Origin of the sequence: Pseudomonas sp. Q1-7 (assembly GCF_028010285.1) — a bacterium.
Classification (GTDB): Bacteria; Pseudomonadota; Gammaproteobacteria; order Pseudomonadales; family Pseudomonadaceae; genus Metapseudomonas.
In genome coordinates this window covers 5,433,339-5,453,378 of record NZ_CP116304.1, presented here as the reverse complement: position 1 = coordinate 5,453,378, position 20,040 = coordinate 5,433,339, and the positions used below count along the sequence as shown (strand labels likewise).

Below are 20,040 nucleotides of genomic sequence, written 5' to 3'. Positions count from 1 at the left end.
AGGCGCCGGTGCCGCGCAGGGGCGGCACCGGACGGGCAGGTCAGTAGATGCTGAAGGGGAAGTATTTGTCGTTGATCTTCTTGTAAGTGCCGTCGGCAACGATTTCCTTCAGGGCCGCGTTCAGCTTCTCGCGCAGCGGGTCGCCCTTGCGCACGGCGATGGCGATCTTGTCGTTGTCGAACACCGGCTCACCCTTGAACTCGAAGTCCTTGCCGGCATCGCTCTTCAGCCATTCCCAGTTGACGAACTTGTCGGCCAGCACGCCGTCGACACGGCCGGAGGACAGGTCGAGGTAGGCGTTTTCCTGGGTGTCGTAAAGCTTGATGTCGACCACGCCCTTCAGGTTGTCTTCCAGCCAGGTGCCGGCGATGGTGGCGCGCTGTGCGCCGATTACCTTGCCTTTCAGGCTGTCCTGGTCGGTCTTGAACTCGGTGCCTTTCGGGGCGATGAACTGCAGTTTGTTGGTGTAGTAGGGGTCGGTGAAGTCGACGGCCTGCTTGCGCTCTTCGGTGATCGACATGGAGGCGGCGAGGAAGTCGAACTTCTTGGCGTTGAGGGCGGGGATGATGCCGTCCCAATCGGAAGTGACCACTTCGCACTCGGCCTTCATCTTGGCGCACAGGGCCTGGGCAATTTCGACGTCGAAGCCGCCGACCTGGCCGCTGGCGTCGATCAGGTTGAAGGGCGGGTAGGCGCCTTCGGTGCCGATCTTCAGCTTGTCGGCAGCGACGGCGCTGGTGCCGAAGGCGAGGGTGGCGGCCGCGGCCAGCAGAATCTTTTTGTAGTTCTTCATTGCGCTCTTTGCTCCGTGTTTTAGCGATTGCCGGACATGAATTGTTTACAGCGCGCCGATTGCGGGTTGTCAAATACCTGCTCGGGCGGTCCCTGCTCTTCTACCAGGCCCTGATGAAGGAAAACCACTTCGCTGGAAACGTTCCGGGCGAAGTTCATTTCATGGGTGACCAGCAGCATGGTGCGGCCTTCCTCGGCCAGCGCGCGGATCACGTTAAGCACTTCTTGTACCATCTCGGGGTCGAGCGCCGAGGTGGGTTCGTCGAACAGGATCACCTTCGGCTGCATGGCCAGGGTGCGGGCAATGGCGGCGCGCTGCTGCTGGCCGCCGGACAGTTGGGTCGGATAGACGTGGCGCTTGTCGGCAATGCCGACCTTGGCCAGCAGGGCTTCGGCGATCTCGGTGGCCTCGGCGCGGCTCTGGCCGAGCACGCGACGCGGTGCCTCGATGATGTTGTCGAGCACCGTCATGTGCGGCCAGAGGTTGAAGTTCTGGAAGACGAAGCCGATCTCGCTGCGCATGCGATTGATCTGCTTGTGGTCGGCAGCGACCAGTTCGCCGTTGCGGCTCTGCTTCAGCTTGAGCTCTTCGCCTGCCACCAGGATCTGCCCTTCGTGAGGGTTCTCCAGCAGGTTGATGCAGCGCAGGAAGGTGGATTTGCCGGAGCCGGAGGAACCGAGGATGGAGATCACATCGCCGTCTTGGGCGGTGAGGGAGATGCCCTTGAGCACTTCGAGATCGCCGTAGCGTTTGTGCAGGTTGCGGATTTCAAGCGCTGGCGTGGCTTGGGCCATGGGGGGTCCTCTTATTGTTCGGGGGCACTCTGGCGGTGGGGCGGCCTTCCTGGCGAGGGCCAACCTAACATAGCGCTTTGCCAGGTGAAAGCCGACGGGATGCGCTGGAGCGGCTATGCGGGCGTGGTTGTCGCATCGCTGCAGTTGCTTGTCGCGGTAGCTAAAAAGGCCCGGTGTTCGCCCGGAAATGCCCGAATGGCGCGCGGGTGCCCCATTTTTGTGCTTTTCCTTTTTTGAATCAATTGCTTACTTGTTTCGAGCGGCAATGGCGCCCGGATCGGTCGCGGTGTTTCCGGCCGCCGGCGAGCGGTTGCGCAGCAAGGCGGCAAAAGCGGGGGCGGGCTGGGTGAAGAAATAGTCCTGGCCGGAGTTGCAGTCCAGGGACTTGAGGATCGCCAGATGCCGTTCGGTCTCGCCCCGTCGGCGACAGCCTCCATACCGAGGTTGCGAGCCAGGCCGGGGATGTTCTGTACGATCTGCGGTCCTTCCGGGCCGCCGTCCAGTCAGGCGAAGAAGGAGTGGCGCCTGGATAGATCTTGCGAACTTCGGGGTGGGTGACGGCGTTGACGCTGAGGGCGAAGGAGCGGGTCGAGGTGTGGGGAACGAAGTGGCCAAGGTAGCGGCTGGCCAGGGATGGAATGGTTTCCCGGCCGAGCCCGCGCAGCACCCGGAAGTCCGGCATGCCCAGCGTCCGCGAGGCGACCGGCACCAGGCGGTAGACGTGTTCGTCCGGGTAGCTGCCGAGGGAGGTGTACACCCCGTCGAGGCGAGCGCTGCCCAGCAGTGCGTCCCTGGCATCCGCGCCCTGATGCAGGGTGGCAGTAGCAGGAGTTGTGGAGCGTAAAACAAAAAGCCCCAGCGCATGGCTGGGGCTTTTTGACGGTATTCATGGTGCCCAGGGACGGAATCGAACCGCCGACACGGGGATTTTCAATCCCCTGCTCTACCGACTGAGCTACCTGGGCAACGGGGCGCTATTAAACGGATTTGCCGGAGCCTCGTCAACACCCTTTCGAAAAAATTTTAGTTATTACGGGCGCTTACGCGCTCGGGGGGACATAACCCTCGGCCTGGGCGTAGTCCTCGCCCGAGAAGAACTTGTCCATTTCGCCCTGGAGGAACTTGCGGTCCTCGGCGTTCATCATGTTCAGGCGACGCTCGTTGATCAGCATGGTCTGGTGGGCCTGCCACTCGTCCCAGGCCTTCTTCGAGATGTTGTTGAAGATGTCCTCGCCCTTGGCGCCCGGGTACGGCGGACGCTCCAGGCCCGGCAGTTCCTCTTTGTACTTGCGGCACATCACGGTGCGGGTCATCGCGGTTCTCCTGCGTTCAATACGTCGGCCGCGCGCTTGAGCAGTTTCTTCACCGGGGCGGCGAGGCCCAGGCGCGGCGGGGTGGCGAGGTTATACCAGAGCCAGTCGCCCTCGGCCACGACGGGGGCGCTGCCTTGCACTTCGACCAGCCAGGGTTCGATGGCCAGCTGGAAATGGCTGAAGGTGTGGGTCAGTCCCGGCAGTTCGCGGCGCTCGCCGAGGCTCAGCGCATGCTGGTTGGCCAGGGGGGCGAGGGCGTCGATATCGTCCAGCTCCGGCAGGCTCCAGAGTCCGCCCCAGAGGCCGCTGGAGGGGCGACGATAGAGCAGGATGGCGCCATCGCGGCTGGCCAGCAGCGGCATCAGGGTACGCTTCTGTGGCAGGGCCTTGCGCGGTTTCGGCGTGGGGTAGGCGGTTTCCCGGCCGAGCAGGTGGGCGCGGCAACCGCTCTGCAGCGGGCAGAGCAGGCAGCTCGGCTTGCTGCGGGTGCAGAGGGTGGCGCCGAGGTCCATCATCGCCTGGGTGTAGTGATTCACCCGTGCCTGGGGGGTGAAGCGTTCTGCCACCTCCCAGAGCTGCCGGGCCACCTTCGGCTCGCCGGGATAGCCGTCCTGGGCGACGTAGCGGGCCAATACGCGCTTGACGTTGCCATCGAGGATTGGCGCGCGCAGGCCCATGGACAGGCTGGCGATGGCGCCGGCGGTGGAGCGGCCGATGCCGGGCAGCTCCGCGAGTTTCTCCACGTCGCGGGGGAACTCGCCGCCGTACTCGGTCACGACCTGCTTCGCGGTCTTCTGCAGGTTGCGCGCACGGGTGTAGTAGCCCAGGCCGGTCCAGAGGTGCAGCACTTCGTCTTCCGGCGCCGCGGCCAGTGCCTGGACCGTGGGCAGGGCCTCCATGAAGCGGTCGAAGTAGCCCAGCACGGTGCTGACCTGGGTCTGCTGCAGCATGATCTCGGACACCCACACGCGGTAAGGCGTGATGCCCTGTTGCCAGGGCAGGTCCTTGCGGCCGTGGCGGTCGTACCAGTCGAGGATGGCGCTGGAGAATTGCTCGGCGGTCATCGCTGGAACAGCCCCTTGAGCGCGTCTTTCAGTTCCGGGCTGACCTTGTCGCCCAGCTTCTCTTCGAGTTTCTCGGTGAGTTTCTCGCCCGCCAGCTTGCCGGCGATCTTGCCCATGCCGTCCTTGTCCAAGCGGCAGGCCTTGGCGCCCAGCTCCAGCGGGCCACGGCAGCGCAGCGGCCATTCGATGCCGACGTAGCGTTCATTGACCTGGCAGGCTGGGTCGGGCATCGCGCTCTTGTCGCCTTCGATGACCACGCCCAGGCGGTAGTCGAGGCCGAGCACGCGCAGGTCCACTGCGCCGTCGCCCTTGACGCGGAGGCCGGGGATGCTGGCGCGCAGGTCCTGGTTGCTGGCCACGCCGTTGTTGAAGGCGAGGGTGCCCTTGAGTTCGCGGAAGGGGGTCTCATTGCCCTCGCGGGTGCTGGTCAGCACCTTGCGGTTCAGGGTGGCGATGCCCTGGCAGAGCTGCTGCTCGAGGTTGGCGTCGAGCAGGGCGCCGTCATTCAGGGCGAAGCTGGCAGTGCCGTTGAGACCGTCGATCCAGGCCTTCTGGCTGTTGCCGCTGCTGCTGATGTCGGCGCTCAGGTCCAGCAGGCCGCGCACGGGCGGTTTCTGCTCCTGGGCCTGAAGGAGTTTTTCCACCGGCACGTTGTTGATGCGCTTTTTCCCCTTGAGCAGCGGCACCGCCGGACGCGCGTCGATCTGTGCGCTGGCCTGGAAGCTGCCGCCGAACAGGCCGCCACGCAGATCCTCCAGGGTCAGCAGGCCGCCCTTGCCGTTGGCCTTGAGGCTGACGTTTTCCAAGGGCAGCTTGTCGACGGTGAACTGGCCGAGGTTCAAGGTGGCTTCCAGGTCGACCTTGCGCAGTTGATCCACTGGCAGTACCGGGGCTTCGCTCCAGGCGGCCTGGGTCGGCGCGCTGGGCAGCGGCGTCGTGCCTTGGGCCGCGCTGGCCACGGTGGTCTTCACTTCGGCCTGGCGCGCGGTCTGGGCTTCTTGCTTGGCTTTGGACTTGGGTGGCAGGTAGCGGTCGAGGTCGAGCTTGTCGCCCTTGAGCTGGACGCGCACGGCCTGCTTGGCAAAGTTGGCCACGGCCAGGCGGCCGCTGAAGCTGCTGTCGTCCAGCTTCAGGTTCAGGCCTTCGAGGGCAAGGCTGTTGGCGCTGCCGTTCAGTTTGGTGACCAGCTCGAATTTCCGCAGCGTCGAGGTGTCGCTCATGGCGGGCAGTTCTACGCCGATGCCGGTAAGGAATTCCCGCAGGTCGAGGGGGGCGATGGACAGGCCACCTTCCAGGCGTGCTTTCTTGTCCAGGTCATGCACCTTCAGCTCGCCAAGGGCGCGCAACTGGTTGCCGGACAGTTTGAGGCTATTCCATTCGGCGACCTGGGCGGCCAGGTCGGCCAGTAGTTGGCCCTGGGCATTGAAGCTGAGGGTCTTGCCCTTGAACGGCTCACCCGAAGCCTCGCCGCTGAGCTTGAGGTCTTCCAGCTGGTAGCGCTTGAGGGCGCGCTCGAAGCGCAGGTTGGTGGTCAGCTCGGTCTTGGCGCGCAGCACCGGCTGGTTGGTGCCGAAAAAGGCGCTGAGCTTGACCGGGATGCTGGCGCCTTCGCGGATGGCGCCGGTGGTCAGCTCGATGCCCTCGGCGTTGAATTGCTTGCCCGACTTGGCATCGCTGTAGTTCACGCGCGCGTTGCGCACGGTGAGGCTGTCGATGTCCAGCTTGACCGGGCGCGGGGGCTCTTCGGCCGCGGCGGCCGGTTTGTCCGCGCTGGTTGCGGACGGGGTGGCCGGTGCGCCGGCCTGGGCGGTTTCCGGGGCTTTCGCCGGGCGGCCGATGTCTTCCCAGTTGCCACGGCCCTTCTGGTCGCGCTGCAGGTCGAGGTCGAGGCCTTCGACGCGGATGTCGCTCATCTGCACTTCACGGCGCAGCAGCGGCAGTACGCGTACCGAGAGGCCGATCATGTCGAGGTTGGCGAAGGGCTGTTCCGGCGTCGCGGCGCTGGCCAGGGTGGCCTGGTGCAGTTCAAGGCCGAGCCAGGGGAACAGGCTCCAGCCGATATCGCCGCTGAGGGTCAGCTCCAGGTTGGCCTTGTCCCGCGCCAGTTGCTGGATTTCGTCCTTGTAGTCGTTCGGGTCGAACAGGTGGGTCAGGGCGAAGCCCGCCGCCACGATGATCAGCAACAGCCCGAGGAAGATGAGGCCCAGGATTTTGCCGAAGGCTTTCATTGGCCAGTCCTTGTGGTGGATCGCGTGAATTTGAGGTGCCGAGTATAGCGCCGGGCCTTCAGCGATGGCTTGTGGCGGCGCAGGGCTCGGCGCCCAGGTCAGGGACGTTGGATAGTGATTCGCGCTGTCGGTTCAGCGCGGCCGCGCAGGTGGGCTCAGAGACTGTCCAGCGGCAGGTGCAGGCGCGCGGCCAGGGCCTGGCTTTCCAGGTGATCCGCTGGCGCGGCCAGGTGCAGCGGCTTGGCGACTTCGCCGGCCAGCCGCGCCACTTCCTCCACCAGTCGGCGGCCGACGCCGCGATGGCGGGTCACCTTGCGCACGCACAGGTGGGACAGTCGCCAGTGCTGTTCGCCCCGTGACACCAGGGCCGCGCCCAGCAGGCGGTCGTTGAAGCGACCGGCCACCAGCATTCCCTCGGCGAGTCCGTGCCGGACCAGGTCCGCGGCATCGGCGTAAGGCGCCAGCAGCCACTCCGGGGCGTCGGCATAGATCTTCGCCAGGTCGGCACGATCCTGCTCGGACGGGCTGTTCACGATCTCGACTATCACGGGCATGGCGGCTCCTGGAGGGCATGGCGGGCGCGGCCCGGCAGTGTAAACCCCGCCGACCGCCGTCGGTAGCCGCGCCAAGGCCCCGATGCCTATAATGGCGCTCTTTTTCGTGAGCCTTTTGTGGAGCTGGTGATGGCCGAACGCACGGCATCCGTCGAACGCAATACCCTGGAAACCCAGATCAAGGTCTCGATCAACCTGGATGGCACCGGCAAGGCGCGCTTCGATATCGGCGTGCCTTTCCTCGAGCACATGCTCGACCAGATCGCCCGTCACGGCCTGATCGACCTGGACATCGAGTGCAAGGGCGATCTGCATATCGACGACCACCATACCGTGGAAGACGTCGGTATCACCCTCGGCCAGGCCTTCACCCAGGCGATCGGCGACAAGAAAGGCATCGTTCGCTACGGCCACTCCTACGTGCCGCTGGATGAGGCCCTGTCCCGCGTGGTCATCGACTTCTCCGGTCGTCCCGGCCTGCAGATGCACGTGCCCTTCACCCGCGCCGTGGTCGGCGGCTTCGACGTCGACCTGTTCCAGGAGTTCTTCCAGGGCTTCGTCAACCACGCCCTGGTCACCCTGCACATCGACAACCTGCGCGGTCACAACACCCACCACCAGATCGAGACGGTCTTCAAGGCCTTCGGCCGCGCCCTGCGCATGGCCGTCGAGCGCGATCCGCGCATGGCCGGGCAGATGCCCTCTACCAAGGGCGTGCTCTGATGCAGACGGTTGCAGTCATCGATTACGGCATGGGCAACCTGCACTCGGTTGCCAAGGCCCTGGAACACGTCGGTGCCGGCCGCGTGCTGGTCACCAGTGAGGCCAGCGTAATCCGCGAAGCCGACCGTGTGGTCTTCCCCGGCGTCGGCGCGATCCGCGATTGCATGGGCGAGATCCGCCGCCTGGGCTTCGACAGCCTGGTGCGGGAGGTCAGCAAGGATCGTCCCTTCCTCGGTATCTGCGTCGGCATGCAGGCGCTGCTGGAACACAGCGAGGAGAACGACGGCGTCGACTGCATCGGCCTGTTTCCCGGTGAGGTCCGCTTCTTCGGCAAGGGCCTGGTGGAAGACGGCGAGCACCTGAAGGTGCCGCACATGGGCTGGAACGAGGTGGAGCAGAGCATTGCCCACCCGCTCTGGCACAGCATTCCCGACCGCGCGCGTTTCTACTTCGTGCACAGCTATTACATCGAGGCCGGCAATCCCAAGCAGGTGGTCGGCCGCGGCCACTATGGCAAGGACTTCGCCGCCGCGCTGGCCGACGGCCCGCGCTTCGCCGTGCAGTTCCACCCGGAAAAGAGCCACACCCACGGCCTGCAGTTGCTGCAGAACTTCGCCGCCTGGGATGGCCGCTGGTAAGCCATGAGCCGCGCGAAAAAGGTTCCCGGCCTGCAACTCGACGCCGCCCAGGTCGATGGCGCGGTACTTGCGATCAAGCGGTTCATGGCTGATCGCTTCGAGCTGGAGCTGGGTTCCTTCGAGGCCGAGGAAGTGCTCGACTTCTTCGCCCGCGAGTTCGCACCGCATTTCTACAACAAGGCGATCTCCGATGTGCAGGCGCACCTGAAAGACAGGTTCGAAAGCATCGAGAGCGACTTGTGGGCGCTCGAGAAAGACTGAGCGCCAAGCCGATTCCACTGACTTCGAACAGGTTGAACCGATGCTGATTATCCCCGCTATCGATCTGAAGGACGGCGCCTGCGTGCGCCTGCGCCAGGGCCGCATGGAAGACTCCACCGTGTTCTCCGACGACCCGGTGAGCATGGCCGCCAAGTGGGTGGAAGGTGGCTGCCGCCGCCTGCACCTGGTGGACCTGAACGGCGCCTTCGAAGGCAAGCCGGTGAACGGCGAGGTGGTCACCGCCATCGCCAGGCGCTACCCGAACCTGCCGATCCAGATCGGCGGCGGCATCCGTTCCCTGGAAACCATCGAGCATTACGTCAAGGCCGGTGTCAGCTACGTGATCATCGGCACCAAGGCGGTGAAGGAGCCGGAATTCGTCACCGAGGCGTGCAAGGCTTTCCCAGGCAAGGTGATCGTCGGCCTGGACGCGAAGGACGGCTTCGTCGCCACCGACGGCTGGGCCGAAGTGAGTTCGGTACAGGCCGTCGATCTGGCCCGTCGCTTCGAGGCCGACGGCGTTTCCGCCATCGTCTACACCGACATCGCCAAGGACGGGATGATGCAGGGCTGCAACGTCGAGGCCACTGCCGCCCTGGCGGCCGCCAGCCGCATCCCGGTGATCGCCTCCGGCGGCATCCACAATCTGGGCGATATCGAGAAGCTGCTGGCCGCCAAGGCCCCCGGCATCATTGGCGCCATCACCGGTCGCGCCATCTACGAAGGCACCCTGGACGTCGCCGAAGCCCAGGCCTTCTGCGACAGCTACAAAGGCTGAACGTAGGGTGGGTTGGCCGCATAACGGCGTAACCCACCGATGGAGTCATCCAACGAGAACACCGATATGGCATTGGCAAAACGCATCATTCCCTGCCTCGACGTGGACAACGGCCGCGTGGTGAAGGGCGTCAAGTTCGAGAACATCCGCGACGCCGGCGACCCGGTGGAAATCGCCCGCCGCTACGATGAGCAGGGCGCCGACGAGATCACCTTCCTCGACATCACGGCCAGCGTCGATGGCCGCGACACCACCCTGCACACTGTCGAGCGCATGGCCAGCCAGGTGTTCATCCCGCTGACCGTGGGCGGCGGCGTGCGCACCGTGCAGGACATCCGCAACCTGCTCAATGCTGGTGCCGACAAGGTGTCGATCAACACCGCCGCGGTCTTCACCCCGGAGTTCGTCGGCGAAGCCGCCTCGCGCTTCGGTTCCCAGTGCATCGTGGTCGCCATCGACGCCAAGAAGGTGTCGGCCCCCGGGGAAACACCGCGCTGGGAAATTTTCACCCATGGCGGGCGCAAACCCACCGGCCTCGATGCCGTCGCCTGGGCGAAGAAGATGGAAGACCTGGGGGCCGGAGAGATCCTGCTCACCAGCATGGACCAGGACGGCGTGAAGAGCGGTTATGACCTGGGCGTCACCCGCGCCATCAGCGAAACCGTCGGCATTCCGGTGATCGCCTCCGGCGGCGTCGGCAATCTTGAGCACCTGGCCGCCGGCATTCTCGAAGGCAAGGCCGACGCTGTACTGGCGGCGAGTATCTTCCACTTCGGCGAATACACCGTTCCCGAAGCCAAGGCCTACCTGGCCAGCCGCGGCATCCTGGTGCGCTGAGCACGATTCTTGCCTTACATTCGCCCAGGCTGCTCCCGTGACGGAGTTCGCAGCCTGGGCTGCTGATGCTCCAACCCGGTACGCACGGGGTTAAGCTCAGCGCATTTTCTCTCTCTCCTGGAAGGTAATCGCCTATGTCGAAACGCCTGCTGCTGGCGCTGGCCGGTACCCTGATGGTGCTCGCTGGTGCGGCTCGTGCCGAAGTGGATGAGAACTACAGCGTCGTACTCCTGACGGAAAACTTCCCGCCCTACAACATGTCGATCAACGGGAAGAACTTCGCCCAGGAAGACAACATCGACGGTATCGCCGTCGACATCGTGCGCGAGATGTTCAAGCGCGCCGGGGTCAAGTACAGCCTGACCCTGCGCTTCCCCTGGGACCGCATCTACAAGCTGGCGCTGGAAAAGCCGGGCTACGGTGTATTCGTCACCGCGCGGCTGCCCGAGCGCGAGCAGTCCTTCAAATGGGTCGGCCCGATCGGACCGGATGACTGGATCATGCTGGCCCGCGCCGACAGCCAGGTCGCCCTGGCCAGTCTGGAGGACGCGCGCCAATACAAGGTGGGTGCCTACAAGGGTGATGCCATCGCCGAATACCTGGCGCAGCAGAAGCTCGAACCCATCACCGCCCTGCGCGACCAGGAAAACGCCAGGAAACTGGAGAAGGGCCAGATCGACCTTTGGGCCACCGGCGACCCCGCCGGCCGCTACCTGGCCAAGCAGGAGGGCGTGAGCGGGTTGAAGACCGTACTGCGTTTCAACCAGGCCGAGCTGTTCCTGGCGCTGAACAAGGAGGTCCCGAACGAAGTCGTGCACAAGTTGCAGACCGCGCTGGACCAGATGCGCGCCGAGGGCTTCGTCGACGAGATCCTCAACAGCTACCTGTAGAAAACACGAACGACCGGCCATGAGCCGGTCGTTTGCCATTGCCATGGAAGGCAGGACGAGTGTCCGTGGGTGGGGAGCCCACGCAAGGAAGTCGCTTAGCCACAACCACAAATCCAAGCGAGCGGTATGACCATGCAGAAGCTGATCCAACGCGCCCTGACCCTGGGCCTGATGTTCCTCGCCTTCACGGCGCGCGCCGAAGTGTCGGCGGACTACAAGGTGGTGTTGCTCACCGAGAACTTTCCGCCCTTCAACATGGCGGTGGATGACAAGAACTTCGCCCGCGACGACGGCATCGACGGCATCAGCGCCGATATCGTCCGCGAGATGTTCAAGCGTGCCGGCATCGGCTACAGCCTGACCTTGCGTTTCCCCTGGGACCGTCTCTACCGCCTGACCCTCGACAAGCCCAACTACGCGCTGTTCTCCACCACCTTCACTCCTGAGCGCCAGCCCCTGTTCAAGTGGGTGGGCCCGATCGCCAAGACCGAGTGGGTGCTGCTCGCCGCACCGGGCAACAACCTCAGCATCAAGGACCTGAAGAGCGCGTCCCAGTACCGCATCGGCGCGTACAAGAACGACGCCGTGAGCCAGCACCTGGAAAGCCAGGGCATGGCGCCGCAGAACGCCTTGCGTGACCAGGAGAACGTGAAGAAGCTGCTCAAGGGCCAGATCGACCTCTGGGCCACCACCGATCCGGTGGGGCGCTACCTGGCCAAGCAGGAAGGCGTGACCGGCCTGCAGACCGTACTGCGCTTCAACAGCGCCGAGCTCTACCTGGCCTTCAACAAGGACACCCCGGACGACGTCATCGAGCGCCTGCAGAAGGCCCTGGACCAGATGCGCAGCGAGGGTTTCGTCGACGAGATCACCCAGAACTACCTCTGACGGCAAGACCCCTCTGAGCCGCTTTTCTTGTGGGGGCGAATTCATTCGCTAAGCAGTCCGCAGGACTGCTCGGCAGGGTCGGGGACCGCTTCGCGATCCTTAGCGAATGAATTCGCCCCCACACAGAAGCAGCCCCATGCCTCTGTCCTTCAGCGGTAGATCCCTGCCTTGCCATGGGCCGCCATGGCGCGGTTGCCGCGCAGGGCGATCAGCATTTCCACGTCGATCAGCTCGAAGCCCTGTGCCTTCAGGCGCGGCAGCTCGCGTTCGAGCAGCTCCAGGGTAGCCGGGTGCGGGTGGCCGATCATCAACGCCGAGCCCTGCTTGCGCGCCAGTGCCAGGGCGGCCTGGAACTGCGCCGCCACTGCGGCCGGGCTCTGGTCGTCATCGAGGAAAATGTCCCGCGAGAGGCTGGCCAGGCCGGCTTTCTGCGCCTCGGCGGCGGCCACGGTGGCGGCGCTGGTGCGGCTGTCGATAAAGAACCGGTGCTCCTGCTGCAACCACTGCATCAGCCAGCCCATGGCCGGGCGCTGGGCGGTCATTCGACTGCCCATATGGTTGTTCAGTCCGCGTGCGTGGGGCACCCGGCGCAGCGCGGCGTCCAGGCGCTTTTCCAGTTCGCTGGCGGGTAGTCCCGGGTGCCAGGCATAGGGCCCGGTCGCCGGGTCCATAGGCAGGTGCAGCATCACCGTCTTGCCGGCGGCATGGGCGGCTTCGGCAAGTTCGCGGGAGTGGGGCGCATCGGGCAGGATCGACAGCGCCACCGGGCCGGGGAGGGCGAGGACGCGGCGGTCGCGGAGCGGAGTCTGGCCGAGGTCGTCGATCACCAGGGCCAAATGGGCCGGCGGGGCGGCCCAGGCGCCGGTTGCCGCCGCTCCCAGGAGGAGCGACAGCAGCCAGAGGCCCCACTTCATCCTCAGTGCTCGCGGGTGATGTTCAGACCCTTGAGCAGGTTCAGGGCCTGGCTCAGCTGGAAGTCATCGTCCTGCGGGCGGGGTTCGGCGGCCTTCCTGCTGGTGCTCGGGCGATCGGCGCCGCCGTTGCCATTGCCGAGGTGGCCGGCGAGGTCGGCTTCCTTGAAGGACTCGCTGTCCTGTTCGCGGGTGACCTTGGCGCGCGCTACCTCAATGTCCGGGACTATGCCCTGGGCCTGGATCGAGCGGCCGTTGGGGGTGTAGTAGAGGGCGGTGGTCAGCTTCAGGGCGCGGTCGTTGTTCAGCGGCAGCACGGTCTGCACCGAACCCTTGCCGAAGCTGTCGGTGCCCATCAGCACGCCACGTTTGTGGTCCTGCAGGGCGCCGGCGACGATCTCGGCCGCCGAGGCGCTGCCGCCATTGATCAGCACCACCAGCGGTACGCCTTCGCTGGCATCGGCGGGGTCGGCGGAGAAGCGCAGCTCGGAGTTGGCGATGCGGCCCTTGGTGTAGACGATCAGGCCCTTCCTGAGGAAGTGGTCGGACACCTCCACCGCGGACTGCAGCACGCCGCCGGGGTTGTTGCGCAGGTCGAGCACCAGGCCGCTGAGGCGGCTGCCGTTTTCCTTGCGCAGCTTGCCCAGGGCCTTGCCGACCTCTTCGCCGGTATTGACCTGGAACTGGGTGATGCGCAGGTAGCCGTAGCCCTTCTCCAGCAACTGGCTCTTGACGCTCTTGACCTTGATCGCCGCGCGGGTCAGCTCCACGTCGAAGGGCTGGCCGCCGTCCCGCACCAGGGTCAGGGTGATCCTGCTGCCGGCCTTGCCGCGCATCTTGTCCACCGCTTCCATCAGCGAGATGCCCTTGGTCGGCTGGCCGTCGATCTTCACGATCAGATCGCCAGGCTGGATGCCCGCCTTGGACGCCGGGGTGTCGTCGATGGGCGAGACCACCTTGATGAAGCCGTCCTCGGTGCCCACCTCGATGCCCAGGCCGCCGAACTCGCCGCTGGTGCTTTCCTGCAGCTCCTGGAAGTCTTTCGGCTCAAGGTAGGCCGAGTGAGGATCGAGGTTGCTGAGCATGCCCTTGATGGCGTTCTCCAGCAGGGTCTTGTCGTCCACCGGCTCGACGTAGGCGGACTTGATGCGGTCCAGCACCTCGGCGAAGGTGCGCAGCTCGTCCAGCGGCAGCGGTGCCTTGCCGTTCACCGCCGTGGCGGGGAGGTTTGCCGGCTCCTCGGCGGCCAGCAGCTGGGGGGCGCCGCCGAGCAGCGCCAGAGCCATGGCCAGGGAAGTGAGGCGGGACAGATGCGGCATGCGAACGAACTCCTGCTAGATGAGGTAGCGCCTATCCTTGCGCGCGGCACCACTGTGCCGGGTCGGTCGGTCGGCCCTGCTGGCGAATGGCGAAGTACAGCGCGGGCGTATCCTGCCCGCCGCTATTGCCGACGGTGGCGATGGAGTCGCCGGCGTTCACCACATCGCCGGCACTTTTCAGTAGGCGCTGGTTATGACCGTAGAGGCTCAGGTAGCCGTTGCCATGGTCGAGGATGACCAGAAGCCCGGCGCCGCGCAACCAATCGGCGAACACTACGCGCCCGCCATGCACGGCGCGGACGGTGCTGCCCTCGGCGGCGCCGATCAGTACACCGTCCCATTTGGCGCGGGAATCGCTGCCACGGGCCGAGCCGAAACGCGCCACCAGGCGACCGTCCACCGGCCAGGGCAACTGGCCGCGGGCTTTGGCGAAGGGGCCGCCGAAGTTGCCGCCGGCGCTGGAGACCATGGGGCCGGTGCTGGGCCTGGCCGGGCTGGCGACGGGGTGTTCGCGCAACTGGCGCTGCTGTTCGGCGAGCGCGCGCTTGCGGGCCTCCTCGGCTTCGCGGGCCTCGCGCTCCTGGCGGGCCAGGGTTTCCTCGATGGTCTTGAGCACCTTGGCCAGCTCGGCCTGGTCCTGCTGGCGGCTCTTGAGCTTCTTGTCCCGGTCGCTGAAGTCCCGGTTGAGCTTGGCCAGCGCCTGCTGGCGCTCCTTGCGCGCGATGGCGAGTTGCTCGCGGCGGCCGTCCAGGGCGGCCTTCTGCTCGTTGATCTGGGTCTGCCGGCTGGTGATTTCCTGCTCGACATTGGCCAGTTGGCGCAGGGTCTCGTTGAAGGCGTTGAGCTGCTCCAGGCGGGCCTTGCTGAGGTAGTCGTAGTAGGTGAGGGTGCGGGCGAACTTCTCGGGGTGCTGCTGGTTGAGCAGCAGCTTGACGTATTCCTGCTGGCCGGCCTGGTAGGCGGCGCGGGCCTGGATGCCGATCAGCCGTTGCTGCTCAGCGCGTGCGTCCTGGAGTTTTTTTTTCTCCCCGTCCAGGCGCTCGATCTCGCCTTCGTTCTCCTTGAGTTCCTGCTGCAGTTCCTTGACCTGCTGCTCCAGGCCGCCCATCTCGGTTTCGGTCTTCTTCAGGTCGGCCTGGACGCCGGATTTTTCCTGCTGCAGTTGCTGCAAGAGTTTCTTCAGCTCCGCGACATCCTTGGCGGCCTGGTCCAGCTGCTGCCGGGTTTCGGTGCGCTGGTCGGCCATGACCGGGGTGATCAGGCTGGCGAGGATAACGAGGGCGAGGGTGCGAAACATGGGGCTTGGGGCACCAGGGGGGAGGACTGGCCTAGTATGCCCGTGGTGCGGTGCAAAAAAAACGCCCGGAACCGACGGTTCGGGGCGTTTCCTGATGAGGCGCGCAGATTCTCGCGTGGGGCCGCGCGGGGCGGCCCGAGGCGGTCATTGCAACTCGACGATGGTCTTGCCGGTCATCTCGGTCGGCACCGGCAGGCCCATCAGGGTCAGCAGGGTCGGGGCCACGTCGGCGAGCACGCCGCCTTCGCGGATCTTCGCCGGGCGCTGGCCGATATAGATGAAGGGCACCGGCTCACAGGTGTGGGCGGTATGCGCCTGGCCGGTCATCGCGTCTTCCATCTGCTCGACGTTGCCGTGGTCAGCGGTGATCAGCGCCTCGCCTCCCACCTTGTCCAGGGCGTCGACGATGCGGCCGACGCAGCTGTCCAGGCATTCCACGGCCTTGACCGCGGCCTCGAACACGCCGGTGTGGCCGACCATGTCGCCGTTGGCGTAATTGACCACGATGACGTCGTAACGCTGGTGGAGGATGGCGTCGACGATCCTGTCGGTGACTTCCGGGGCGCTCATCTCCGGCTGCAGGTCATAGGTGGCGACCTTGGGCGAGGGGATCAGGATGCGCTCTTCGCCTTCGAAGGGCTCTTCGCGGCCGCCAGAGAAGAAGAAGGTCACGTGGGCGTACTTCTCGGTCTCGGCAATGCGCAGCTGGGTCTTGCCATTCTTCGCCAGGTATTCGCCCAGCACGTTGTCCAGGGACTCCGGTTTGAAGGCGCTGGGGGCGGGAATGCTGGCGGCGTACTGGGTCAGCATCACGAAACCGGCGAGGTTCGGCTCGCGCTGACGGGCGAACTCCTTGAAGCCCGGCTCGACGAAGGCGCGGGACAACTCGCGGGCGCGGTCGGCGCGGAAGTTCATGAAGATCACGGCGTCGCCGTCCTCGACCTTCACCGGCTCGCCGATGCGGGTGGCCTTGACGAATTCGTCGCTCTCGCCGCGCTCGTAGGCGGCGGCCAGGCCTTCGGCGGCGGTGGCGGCGGAGAACTCGGCCTGGCCTTCGCTGATCAGGTTATAGGCGGCTTCCACGCGGTCCCAGCGATTGTCGCGGTCCATGGCGAAGTAGCGGCCGATCAGGCTGGCGATGCGGCCCTTGCCGAGGCGGGCGAAGGTTTCGTCCATCAGCTTGATGGAAGGCTCGGCGCTCTTCGGCGGGGTATCGCGGCCGTCGAGGAAGGCATGCAGGTAGATTTTCTCGGCGCCGCGCTGGGCGGCCAGCTCGGCCATGGCGACCAGGTGGTCCTGGTGGCTGTGCACGCCGCCGTCGGAGAGCAGGCCCATGAAGTGCACGGCCTTGCCAGCGGCCACGGCCTTGTCCACTGCCGTGGTGATTTCCGGGTTGGCGAAGAAGTCGCCGTCGCGGATCGCCTTGGTCACGCGGGTGAAGTCCTGATACACCACGCGACCGGCACCCAGGTTCATGTGGCCGACCTCGGAGTTGCCCATCTGGCCGTCGGGCAGGCCAACATCCATGCCGCTGCCGGAAATCAGGCCATGGGGCCGGGTGGCGCGCAGGTGGTCGTAGACCGGGGTGTTGGCCGCATGGATGGCGTTGTATTCGGGGCTGTCACTGTGACCGAAACCGTCCAGGATGATCAGGACCAGGGGTTTGGGCATGGCTGTCATAGAGTCCGACTCGTCTGCGGCAAAGGATGGAAAGTATCGGGCAAGGCCCCGGAAAAAAGTCGCGGCATTCTAAGGTCTGGTTCTGTCGGCGTCACCGCCGGACGGGGTTTGGCCGACCTATGGGGCTGTGTATACTGGCCGGCATTTTACCGTCCCGGAAGCCGACGATGCTCGCTAAGCTGATTGAATTTGCCACTAACCACTATGTACTGAGTGGATCGTTCGTGGTGCTGCTGGCCCTGCTGCTGGCCCATGAACTGCGCCGCAGCGGTCGCGCCATTTCCAGCCGCGAGCTGACCAGCCTGGTCAATGGCGGCCAGGCCGTGGTGCTGGATGTGCGCGCCACCAAGGATTATTCCAGCGGCCATATCGTCGACGCCCTGAACATCCCCTACGAGAAGCTGGCCGGCCGCATCACCGAGCTGGAGAAGCACAAGGACAAGGCCATCATCGTGGTCGACGCCATGGGCCAGCACGCGGGCACTGTCTGCCGCGACCTGAAGAAGGCCGGCTTCAACGCCATCAAGCTGTCCGGGGGCATCGGCAGCTGGCGTGGCGACAACCTGCCGCTGGTGAAGTGACATGACCGACGTCGTCATCTATTCGAGCGCCTGGTGCCCTTTCTGCGTCCGCGCCAAGCACCTGCTGGACAGCAAGGGCGTGCGCTATGACGAGATCAGTGTCGATGGCAATCCCGCAGTTCGCGCTGAGATGACCCGCAAGGCCGGGCGCACCTCGGTGCCGCAGATCTGGATCGGCCAGGCCCACGTGGGCGGCTGTGACGACCTGTACGCCCTGGAGCGCGCCGGTAGGCTCGATGCATTGCTCCAGGCCCGCCCACAAACGGAAACGCATTAGTACAAGGCAGAACCATGACCGAACAAGCAAGCAACGGCGCCAACCAGAACCCCCAGTTCTCCCTGCAGCGCATCTACGTCCGCGACCTGTCCTTCGAAGCCCCGAAAAGCCCGGAGATCTTCCGTCAGGAGTGGTCGCCGAGCGTTTCCCTGGACCTGAACACCCGCCAGAAGCAACTGGACGGTGACTTCCACGAAGTGGTGCTGACCCTCTCCGTGACCGTGAAGAACGGCGAGGAAACCGCCTTCATCGCCGAAGTGCAGCAGGCCGGCATCTTCCTGATCAAGGGTCTGGACGCCGCGTCCATGAGCCACACCCTGGGCGCCTTCTGCCCGAACATCCTGTTCCCCTACGCCCGCGAAACCCTGGACAGCCTGGTTGTCCGCGGCTCCTTCCCGGCGCTGATGCTCTCCCCGGTGAACTTCGACGCCCTGTACGCCCAGGAACTGGCGCGCCTGCAGGCTTCCGGCGAAGCCCAGGCCTGAGTTTTTCGGCTGCACGAAAAAGCGCCCTTCAGGGCGCTTTTTTGTTGGGTCGGAATGTGCCCTGTAGGAGTGAATTCATTCGCGAAGCAGGCCGCAGGCCTGCGTGGTCCGAGACCGCTTCGCGGTCAATCGCGAATGAATTCGCTCCCACAAGGGGAATACCGCAACAGTCTCACTCCAGACTGAACCCATGCTGCCGCCAGGCTTCGTACACCGCCACGGCCACGGTGTTGGAGAGGTTCAGGCTGCGGCAGTCGGGGCGCATGGGCAGGCGCAGGCGTTGCTCCGGCGGCAGGCTTTCGCGGATTTCCAGGGGCAGGCCACGGCTTTCCGGGCCGAAGAGGAAGGCGTCGCCTTTCTTGAAGGCGACGTCGTGGAACAGCCGGGAGCCTTTGGTGGTGAAGGCGAACACGCGGGGATGGCCGAGGGACGCGAGGCAGCTTTCCAGGTCGGCGTAGCGTTTGAGCGGCGCATACTCGTGGTAGTCCAGGCCGGCGCGGCGCAGGCGCTTGTCGTCCAGTTCGAAGCCCAGCGGTTCGATCAGGTGAAGGTGGCAGCCGGAATTGGCGCACAGCCTGATAATGTTGCCGGTATTCGGCGGAATTTCCGGTTGAAACAGGATGACGTGAAACATGGCTGGCCCCGGGCCCGATGACGGGCGGCATTCTACTCCCGATGATGATCCGCGACCGAGCTTGTGGCCGCGCTTTTTGTTCTCCCTGGCGCTGCTCGGCCTGCTGGTGGGCATGATGCTTGGCCGCCTGACCGCGCCGGAACCCGTGCACCTGGAACGCATTGAGGTGCGTCAGGACGGCCTGGCGCTCTGGTTCGACCAGGAGCCCGAGGTGCGCCTCGAAGAGCTGGAGGGGGCCTATGCGCTGGTGCTAGGGGCCGAGGGACGGACAGCCAAGGGGCAACTGACCCTGGGCACGGCGCCGGTGAGTTGGCGGCTGTTGCGCTCGACCAGTGGGGACGGGGTGATGCTGCGCTTCGTCGCGGCGCGGCCCTTGCACGGAGAGTGGCACGGCGCCGAGGAAAATGGGCGCTGGCGGCTGGAGGTCAGCCTGCGCACCGAATAAGAGAGGGGAATCCCCGGCCTGCCTGTACCAAGGCCCCCTGAAGGGTGGTCGTCTGCCGTGCGGCGGACGACGCGGTTCTGTGTGGGACTCCTGGGGAGCCCGGCGGCTGAAGGTCAGCGCGCCTGTGGATAAAAAAGGGGATTCCCCGGCCTGCCTGTACCAAGGCCCCCTGAAGGGTGGTCGTCTACCGTGCGGCGGACGACGCGGTTCTGTGTGGGGCTCCTGGGGAGCCCGGGCGGCTGGAGATCAGCGCGCCAGTGGATAAAAGAGGGGATTCCCCGGCCTGCCTGTACCAAGGCCCCCTGAAACCTGCTCGCCTGCGGCGACTCTGTCCTGCATGCGGCCCTCTCGGGGCCGTGACGGCTGGCGATCAGCCTGTCTGTGTAAGAGTGGGGATTCCCTGGCCTGCCTGTACCAGGGGCCCCAAAACCGCTGTTGTCTGGACTATTGCAGAGGGCGTGCCAGTTTCTCCAATCCGCTGCGAGAAACTCTCCTTGTTCGCGCAAGCCCGCGTGGTGCCTGGCTTTCACGGTGAAAAGCGGGCGAGCCGGAGGCGGCAGTCCGTTGTGCTGGGCGATGGCGGGAAAGCACTTTTTTGAGGCGGGAAGGCCGTCCGGGCACCAGGGATGGTCTTTTCCTGGCTGAGCCTG

The 20,040-nt window shown here is 65.3% G+C and carries 23 protein-coding genes and 1 tRNA gene; 11 read left to right on the top strand and 13 right to left on the bottom strand.

Annotated features, from left to right (window positions below):
- Positions 1–40 precede the first annotated feature (40 nt).
- From PJW05_RS25110 to panM, 8 genes are all read right to left on the bottom strand, one after another.
- A complete protein-coding gene (locus PJW05_RS25110) occupies positions 41–793 on the bottom strand; it encodes an ABC transporter substrate-binding protein (protein ID WP_271409638.1) in 753 nt (250 codons plus the stop codon).
- Positions 794–813: 20 nt separating this feature from the next.
- Positions 814–1,587 (bottom strand): ABC transporter ATP-binding protein, encoded by a 774-nt coding sequence (locus PJW05_RS25105; RefSeq protein ID WP_271409637.1) that lies wholly within the window; start codon positions 1,585–1,587, stop codon positions 814–816.
- 238 nt (positions 1,588–1,825) lie between these two features.
- Positions 1,826–2,344 carry a heme NO-binding domain-containing protein gene (locus tag PJW05_RS26955; protein ID WP_442969195.1) on the bottom strand — a complete coding sequence of 173 codons (519 nt, stop codon included), beginning with the start codon at positions 2,342–2,344 and terminating at the stop codon, positions 1,826–1,828.
- Positions 2,345–2,476: 132 nt separating this feature from the next.
- Positions 2,477–2,552 (bottom strand) — tRNA-Phe (locus tag PJW05_RS25100).
- A gap of 75 nt (positions 2,553–2,627) precedes the next feature.
- On the bottom strand, positions 2,628–2,900 hold the full coding sequence (locus tag PJW05_RS25095; RefSeq protein ID WP_271409636.1) for an oxidative damage protection protein: 273 nt from the start codon (positions 2,898–2,900) through the stop codon (positions 2,628–2,630).
- Entirely contained in the window at positions 2,897–3,964 is a 1,068-nt protein-coding gene (mutY, locus tag PJW05_RS25090) for an A/G-specific adenine glycosylase (protein ID WP_271409635.1), read from the bottom strand. Before mutY ends, PJW05_RS25095 begins: the two co-directional genes overlap by 4 nt.
- Positions 3,961–6,192 (bottom strand): AsmA family protein, encoded by a 2,232-nt coding sequence (locus tag PJW05_RS25085; RefSeq protein WP_271409634.1) that lies wholly within the window; start codon positions 6,190–6,192, stop codon positions 3,961–3,963. Before PJW05_RS25085 ends, mutY begins: the two co-directional genes overlap by 4 nt.
- Positions 6,193–6,347: 155 nt before the next feature.
- Entirely contained in the window at positions 6,348–6,746 is a 399-nt protein-coding gene (panM, locus tag PJW05_RS25080) for an aspartate 1-decarboxylase autocleavage activator PanM (RefSeq protein ID WP_271409633.1), read from the bottom strand.
- A gap of 129 nt (positions 6,747–6,875) precedes the next feature.
- On the opposite strand from panM, the gene hisB reads away from it, so the two are divergent.
- The 7 genes from hisB (at position 6,876) to PJW05_RS25045 (ending at position 11,761) form a co-directional block, all read left to right on the top strand.
- The gene (hisB, locus tag PJW05_RS25075) at positions 6,876–7,469 is read left to right on the top strand and encodes an imidazoleglycerol-phosphate dehydratase HisB (protein ID WP_044873053.1); all 594 of its coding nucleotides are present in this window, start codon (positions 6,876–6,878) and stop codon (positions 7,467–7,469) included.
- Positions 7,469–8,107 (top strand): imidazole glycerol phosphate synthase subunit HisH, encoded by a 639-nt coding sequence (hisH, locus tag PJW05_RS25070; RefSeq protein ID WP_271409632.1) that lies wholly within the window; start codon positions 7,469–7,471, stop codon positions 8,105–8,107. The genes hisB and hisH overlap by 1 nt, the downstream gene beginning before the upstream one ends.
- Positions 8,108–8,110: 3 nt before the next feature.
- Positions 8,111–8,368 carry a DUF2164 domain-containing protein gene (locus PJW05_RS25065; protein ID WP_271409631.1) on the top strand — a complete coding sequence of 86 codons (258 nt, stop codon included), beginning with the start codon at positions 8,111–8,113 and terminating at the stop codon, positions 8,366–8,368.
- Between the two features lie 40 nt (positions 8,369–8,408).
- Positions 8,409–9,146 carry a 1-(5-phosphoribosyl)-5-[(5-phosphoribosylamino)methylideneamino]imidazole-4-carboxamide isomerase gene (hisA, locus tag PJW05_RS25060; RefSeq protein WP_003453369.1) on the top strand — a complete coding sequence of 246 codons (738 nt, stop codon included), beginning with the start codon at positions 8,409–8,411 and terminating at the stop codon, positions 9,144–9,146.
- Between the two features lie 66 nt (positions 9,147–9,212).
- Complete coding sequence (gene hisF / locus PJW05_RS25055; RefSeq protein ID WP_271409630.1) at positions 9,213–9,983, top strand: imidazole glycerol phosphate synthase subunit HisF; 771 nt, start codon at positions 9,213–9,215, stop codon at positions 9,981–9,983.
- Positions 9,984–10,117: 134 nt separating this feature from the next.
- Positions 10,118–10,873: a substrate-binding periplasmic protein gene (locus tag PJW05_RS25050; protein WP_271409629.1), complete on the top strand. Its 756-nt coding sequence runs from the start codon at positions 10,118–10,120 to the stop codon at positions 10,871–10,873.
- A 132-nt stretch (positions 10,874–11,005) separates the two neighbouring features.
- Entirely contained in the window at positions 11,006–11,761 is a 756-nt protein-coding gene (locus PJW05_RS25045) for a substrate-binding periplasmic protein (RefSeq protein WP_271409628.1), read from the top strand.
- Positions 11,762–11,910: 149 nt separating this feature from the next.
- Here PJW05_RS25045 and PJW05_RS25040 read toward each other — a convergent pair whose 3' ends face one another.
- From PJW05_RS25040 to gpmI, 4 genes are all read right to left on the bottom strand, one after another.
- Entirely contained in the window at positions 11,911–12,681 is a 771-nt protein-coding gene (locus PJW05_RS25040) for a divergent polysaccharide deacetylase family protein (protein WP_442969277.1), read from the bottom strand.
- Positions 12,678–13,991, bottom strand: coding sequence for a S41 family peptidase (locus PJW05_RS25035; RefSeq protein ID WP_271409626.1), 1,314 nt, complete (start codon positions 13,989–13,991; stop codon positions 12,678–12,680). Before PJW05_RS25035 ends, PJW05_RS25040 begins: the two co-directional genes overlap by 4 nt.
- Before the next feature lie 31 nt (positions 13,992–14,022).
- Positions 14,023–15,288, bottom strand: a complete 1,266-nt coding sequence (locus PJW05_RS25030) for a murein hydrolase activator EnvC family protein (protein WP_271409625.1) — start codon at positions 15,286–15,288, stop codon at positions 14,023–14,025.
- Positions 15,289–15,432: 144 nt separating this feature from the next.
- Positions 15,433–16,968, bottom strand: coding sequence for a 2,3-bisphosphoglycerate-independent phosphoglycerate mutase (gpmI, locus tag PJW05_RS25025; protein ID WP_271409624.1), 1,536 nt, complete (start codon positions 16,966–16,968; stop codon positions 15,433–15,435).
- Between the two features lie 167 nt (positions 16,969–17,135).
- On the opposite strand from gpmI, the gene PJW05_RS25020 reads away from it, so the two are divergent.
- The 3 genes from PJW05_RS25020 to secB are packed head-to-tail and all read left to right on the top strand — an operon-like array spanning position 17,136 to position 18,311.
- Positions 17,136–17,549 (top strand): rhodanese-like domain-containing protein, encoded by a 414-nt coding sequence (locus PJW05_RS25020; RefSeq protein WP_271409623.1) that lies wholly within the window; start codon positions 17,136–17,138, stop codon positions 17,547–17,549.
- A gap of 1 nt (position 17,550) precedes the next feature.
- A complete protein-coding gene (gene grxC, locus PJW05_RS25015; RefSeq protein ID WP_271409622.1) occupies positions 17,551–17,826 on the top strand; it encodes a glutaredoxin 3 in 276 nt (91 codons plus the stop codon).
- Between the two features lie 14 nt (positions 17,827–17,840).
- Complete coding sequence (secB, locus tag PJW05_RS25010; protein WP_271409621.1) at positions 17,841–18,311, top strand: protein-export chaperone SecB; 471 nt, start codon at positions 17,841–17,843, stop codon at positions 18,309–18,311.
- 172 nt (positions 18,312–18,483) lie between these two features.
- Here secB and PJW05_RS25005 read toward each other — a convergent pair whose 3' ends face one another.
- The gene (locus PJW05_RS25005) at positions 18,484–18,945 is read right to left on the bottom strand and encodes a tRNA (cytidine(34)-2'-O)-methyltransferase (RefSeq protein WP_271409620.1); all 462 of its coding nucleotides are present in this window, start codon (positions 18,943–18,945) and stop codon (positions 18,484–18,486) included.
- On the opposite strand from PJW05_RS25005, the gene PJW05_RS25000 reads away from it, so the two are divergent.
- Complete coding sequence (locus PJW05_RS25000) at positions 18,944–19,390, top strand: hypothetical protein (RefSeq protein ID WP_271409619.1); 447 nt, start codon at positions 18,944–18,946, stop codon at positions 19,388–19,390. The two genes, PJW05_RS25005 and PJW05_RS25000, sit on opposite strands and share 2 nt — an antisense overlap.
- Positions 19,391–20,040: the final 650 nt, after the last annotated feature.

Coding starts and splice junctions, on each gene's coding strand:
- PJW05_RS25110 (WP_271409638.1), bottom strand. CDS start 793: ATGAAGAACTACAAAAAGATTCTGCTGGCCGCGGCCGCCACCCTCGCC.
- PJW05_RS25105 (WP_271409637.1), bottom strand. CDS start 1,587: ATGGCCCAAGCCACGCCAGCGCTTGAAATCCGCAACCTGCACAAACGC.
- PJW05_RS25095 (WP_271409636.1), bottom strand. CDS start 2,900: ATGACCCGCACCGTGATGTGCCGCAAGTACAAAGAGGAACTGCCGGGC.
- mutY (WP_271409635.1), bottom strand. CDS start 3,964: ATGACCGCCGAGCAATTCTCCAGCGCCATCCTCGACTGGTACGACCGC.
- PJW05_RS25085 (WP_271409634.1), bottom strand. CDS start 6,192: ATGAAAGCCTTCGGCAAAATCCTGGGCCTCATCTTCCTCGGGCTGTTG.
- panM (WP_271409633.1), bottom strand. CDS start 6,746: ATGCCCGTGATAGTCGAGATCGTGAACAGCCCGTCCGAGCAGGATCGT.
- hisB (WP_044873053.1), top strand. CDS start 6,876: ATGGCCGAACGCACGGCATCCGTCGAACGCAATACCCTGGAAACCCAG.
- hisH (WP_271409632.1), top strand. CDS start 7,469: ATGCAGACGGTTGCAGTCATCGATTACGGCATGGGCAACCTGCACTCG.
- PJW05_RS25065 (WP_271409631.1), top strand. CDS start 8,111: ATGAGCCGCGCGAAAAAGGTTCCCGGCCTGCAACTCGACGCCGCCCAG.
- hisA (WP_003453369.1), top strand. CDS start 8,409: ATGCTGATTATCCCCGCTATCGATCTGAAGGACGGCGCCTGCGTGCGC.
- hisF (WP_271409630.1), top strand. CDS start 9,213: ATGGCATTGGCAAAACGCATCATTCCCTGCCTCGACGTGGACAACGGC.
- PJW05_RS25050 (WP_271409629.1), top strand. CDS start 10,118: ATGTCGAAACGCCTGCTGCTGGCGCTGGCCGGTACCCTGATGGTGCTC.
- PJW05_RS25045 (WP_271409628.1), top strand. CDS start 11,006: ATGCAGAAGCTGATCCAACGCGCCCTGACCCTGGGCCTGATGTTCCTC.
- PJW05_RS25035 (WP_271409626.1), bottom strand. CDS start 13,991: ATGCCGCATCTGTCCCGCCTCACTTCCCTGGCCATGGCTCTGGCGCTG.
- PJW05_RS25030 (WP_271409625.1), bottom strand. CDS start 15,288: ATGTTTCGCACCCTCGCCCTCGTTATCCTCGCCAGCCTGATCACCCCG.
- gpmI (WP_271409624.1), bottom strand. CDS start 16,968: ATGACAGCCATGCCCAAACCCCTGGTCCTGATCATCCTGGACGGTTTC.
- PJW05_RS25020 (WP_271409623.1), top strand. CDS start 17,136: ATGCTCGCTAAGCTGATTGAATTTGCCACTAACCACTATGTACTGAGT.
- grxC (WP_271409622.1), top strand. CDS start 17,551: ATGACCGACGTCGTCATCTATTCGAGCGCCTGGTGCCCTTTCTGCGTC.
- secB (WP_271409621.1), top strand. CDS start 17,841: ATGACCGAACAAGCAAGCAACGGCGCCAACCAGAACCCCCAGTTCTCC.
- PJW05_RS25000 (WP_271409619.1), top strand. CDS start 18,944: ATGGCTGGCCCCGGGCCCGATGACGGGCGGCATTCTACTCCCGATGAT.
- PJW05_RS25005 (WP_271409620.1), bottom strand. CDS start 18,945: ATGTTTCACGTCATCCTGTTTCAACCGGAAATTCCGCCGAATACCGGC.